Raw genomic sequence first — 4,182 nt, forward strand, 5'->3', positions numbered from 1 at the left:
AAACGTCCGGTTGCACGACAGTTGTTGTACAGTCTTACCCAATATATGGAATCCGATAAGTTTGTCCCTCAGTGCTCTGTTGAGTTGTCCACGGTAAAAGAACTTTTTGAAAAAAAAGAAAGAAGCGATTATCGCCTCTACACGAAAGATAGTCCGGACGAGTTGAAGAAAAATGTAAAGTAAGATATAGCAAACATGGCGTTTTATAGGTCCTTTGAAAGGGAATGAAAGAGTTTGAGGTTATTTGAGATGGTTTGAAATACATTCACCACAAAGGCACGGAGTTCACAAAGAATGCAAGTTAAATAGTGATCCTTGTGAAAACCTTGTGTTCCTTGTGGTTTGAGGTTGTTTGATGATTGTTTGAAGTGGTTCAAGATGGTTCAAAGGTTTAAAGGGTTTAAAGTTTCTTGAGTTCTGGGATGAATTTTATATTAAGCCGCCTAGCGGAGGCCTGTTAAATATGAAAAACCCATGTTCCCGGAAACACAAAACACTAATGATCCTTCAGCTGAAGGATCACCGTAGGTAAAATAATACATGGGTGTTCCATACGACCTTAGAAAAATAAATTAATACGTATGAAAAAATATTATTTTCTGTTTATTGCAATCCTTTTTGCAACCCTGTTTACGGGTTTGCAGGCAAATGTGACATTGCCTTCGATTATCAGCAACAATATGGTTTTACAGCAGAATACAACGGTTACTTTTTGGGGCTGGGCAGATGCCGGTGAGCAGGTTACTATTACTGCAAGCTGGAACAGTGCCAGGAAAGTGTATGCAGTCGCCGATGCTAAAGGCAACTGGAAGGCAAACTTTATTACTCCCAGGGCTGGTGGCCCTTTTAAAATCACCATTAAGGGGAAGAATAAAATTGACCTGACCAATGTTTTAACCGGTGAAGTTTGGCTTTGCTCAGGCCAGTCGAATATGCAGTTTACCATGGGGCGTAAGGAAAAGTCATGGCGCACCGGGGTCCTGAATTATGAAAAGGAAATTGCTGCAGCCAATTATCCCAAGATCCGATTATTCCAGGTTGACCAGAAAACAGCAGCTGAGCCTCAGAAAGATGTATCCGGCAAATGGACTGAATGTACCAGCGCTACGGTTTATGATTTCTCGGCTGTGGCTTATTACTTCGGAAGGGAATTGCACAGGAAATTAAATGTTCCCATAGGATTGATCAACAGTTCATGGGGAGGAACGCCTGCCGAATCCTGGACAAGAAAAGAAGTCATTGAATCTGATTCAATCTGCCGTCCCATTCTTGCAAGATATGACCAGGGGGTGAAAGATTATCCCCGCTTGTACAAAGTTTACGAGGATACTTTGGCAAAATGGAAAAAAGATGTAGCCGAAGGCCGTATTACCGGAGATCAGGCCAAGAAAGCCCCTCAGGCTCCGATGAAACCGCTTGACAGCAAACAACCCTGCGTTCTTTATAATGCCATGATTGCTCCATTGATTCCCTATTCCATTAAAGGGGTTATCTGGTATCAGGGTGAACAAAACGCCCAGCGGGCATGGCAATACAGAAAATTATTCCCCAATATGATTGCCAACTGGCGCAGCGATTGGAAGGAAGGCAATTTCCCCTTTTATTTTGTACAGATTGCCCCTCACCGCAGCCAGAATCCTGAAATCCGTGAAGCCCAGTTGATGGCTTTACGCTCTGTGCCTAATACAGGCATGGCTGTAATTACTGATTCAGGAGATTCTTTAAATATCCATCCCCTCAATAAGGAAGTTGTAGGACACCGTCTTGCTTTATGGGCTTTTGCTAAGACTTATGGGTTTAAAAATCTGGTTTATTCAGGCCCGCTCTATAAATCTATGAAGGTAGAAGGTAACAAAATAATAATTTCCTTTGATTATGTTGACGGAGGTCTTGTGGCTAAAGGCGGAGCGCTTACTGAATTTACAATTGCCGGCGAAGACCGTCAGTTTGTTCCTGCAAATGCAGTGATTTCGGGCAATAATGTCGTGGTTTCAAGTCCTTCGGTTAAAAATCCCGTAGCAGTGAGATTTGCATGGAAATATGTTCCCAAACCCAATTTCTTCAATAAAGTGGGTTTGCCTGCATCGCCTTTCCGTACGGATGTATGGCCGGGGGCAACTTTTGGAAGACTATAACTTATAATTATTTCGACTGTAAATATGACAACTAAAACTTTGGAAATGAATTTAAAACTTTCTTTCATTATTCTGACAGCCGGCTTACTTTCTTTTTCCGGCTCTTCAGTTTGCCACGCACAAAGCAAAGAAGGCTGGCCTGCTGTAACCAAAGAGATGAAACCCTGGACCCGCTGGTGGTGGCTGGGAAATGCCGTAGACCAGGAGGGCCTTACTTTTCGTTTGGAAGAAATGAATAAGGCCGGGTTTGGCGGGGTTGAAATTACCCCGATTTATGGGACTAAAGGCTTTGAAAGTAAATTTATTGATTTCCTCTCGCCTCAATGGATGAAGATGTTGAATCATACCATTTCAGAAGGGAATCGACTGGGTATGGGAGTGGATATGAATACCGGAACAGGCTGGCCTTTCGGCGGACCTGAAGTATCGGTCGAAAATGCGGCATCCAAAGTGATCCTCCAAACTTATTCGCTGGATTCAGGCGAAAAACTGAAGGAACCAGTTGTGGTAAATGAGAAAAAACAAAAGGATGTGGCAGTTTTGCAGGTTTTGATGGCCTTTTCAAATTCCGGCGACAGGATAAATATAACAGATAAGGTTGATAACAATGGCAATTTAAACTGGACTGCACCCAGGGGGAAATGGAAACTGATAGCTGCTTTTAACGGTAAGTCTTTTCAACAGGTTAAAAGGGCAGCGCCAGGCGGCCAAGGACCCGTAATGGATCATTTCTCCGCAAAGGCTGTAGACAGTTACCTGAATAAATTTACCCAGGCCTTTCAAAGCAGTTCCTCGCCGGTACCGCATAATTTTTTCAATGATTCCTATGAGGTCTATGGCGCGGACTGGTCGAAAAATTTCTTTGACGAATTTGCCAAGTACAGGGGCTACCGTCTCGAAAATTATCTTCTGGAATTTATGGGTGAAGGCGATGCAGATATCGTTTCAAGAGTTGTTTCCGATTACCGGGAAACTATCTCCGATATGCTGCTGCACAATTTTACCCTGAACTGGACCGGTTGGGCGCACAAAATGGGCAGCCAGACCCGTAATCAGGCCCATGGTTCGCCGGGAAATTTAATTGATTTATACGGTACTGTTGATGTTCCTGAATGTGAATCTTTTGGCTCAACTTATTTTGATATCCCCGGTTTGCGTTGGGATGGCCGCGAAGGGAGTAATTCGCTGGAATCAAATTACCTGATGATGAAATTCTCCAGTTCTGCTGCACATATTTCCGGACATCCCCTTTCTTCTTCAGAAACATTCACCTGGCTGACCGAACATTTTAAGACGGCTTTGTCACAATGTAAGCCTCAGGTCGATATGATGTTGCTTACAGGAATCAATCATGTTGTATATCACGGAACGCCTTATTCTCCCAAGGATGCACCCTGGCCGGGTTGGCTGTTCTATGCTTCTGTGGATTTTTCTTCTTACAATACCATCTGGAAGGATATCAGGCCGCTGAATGAATACATTGCCCGTTGCCAGTCGTTTTTACAAAACGGTTCGCCCGATAACGATTTCCTGGTTTACTGGCCGGTCTATGATACCTGGTACAACATCAAAGGCAAGCCGTTTTATGCTTTTACCATTGGCCAGACTTTGAATGAGTGGCTGGTGCCAACTTCATTTTACCGTACAGCTTCTAAATTGCATGAAAAAGGTTATGGGTTTGATTATATTTCCGATCATTTCCTGGCTGATGCAAAAGTTGAAAATGGACGGGTTAAGACGCAGGGTGCTTCTTATAAAGTGCTGGTTGTTCCGTCATGCCGCCTTATGCCGGTTGAGACAATGAGAAAAATCATTTCCCTGATCAATGAAGGTGCTAAAGTGGCTTTTGTGGATAATTTCGCCCAGGATGTGCCCGGTTTGCATAATTTTGATGCTAGGCGGCAACAGCTGATTTCTCTGGTTTTGTCTTTCCCTGAACATTCGTTTGTGAATATGGGTAAAGTGACCAAAATGGGAAAAGGAACCCTGATCACAGGATCTAACATTGATAAACTGGTTGATTTATGCGGAGTAAAAAGGGAAACAG

Annotated in this window: 3 protein-coding genes; all 3 read left to right on the plus strand. The window is 43.4% G+C overall.

Going from position 1 to position 4,182, the window contains the following annotated elements:
* The coding region (locus tag Q8907_13480) for a hypothetical protein (GenBank protein ID MDP4275283.1) at positions 1 to 183 on the plus strand (183 nt) is incomplete at its 5' end.
* A 398-nt stretch (positions 184 to 581) separates the two neighbouring features.
* Entirely contained in the window at positions 582 to 2,135 is a 1,554-nt protein-coding gene (locus tag Q8907_13485) for a sialate O-acetylesterase (GenBank protein MDP4275284.1), read from the plus strand.
* 45 nt (positions 2,136 to 2,180) lie between these two features.
* Positions 2,181 to 4,182, plus strand: a 2,002-nt coding sequence (locus tag Q8907_13490) for a glycosyl hydrolase (GenBank protein ID MDP4275285.1), incomplete at its 3' end; no start/stop codon positions are given.

The sequence above is a fragment of the Bacteroidota bacterium genome, from assembly GCA_030706565.1.
GTDB lineage: Bacteria > Bacteroidota > Bacteroidia > Bacteroidales > JAUZOH01 > JAUZOH01.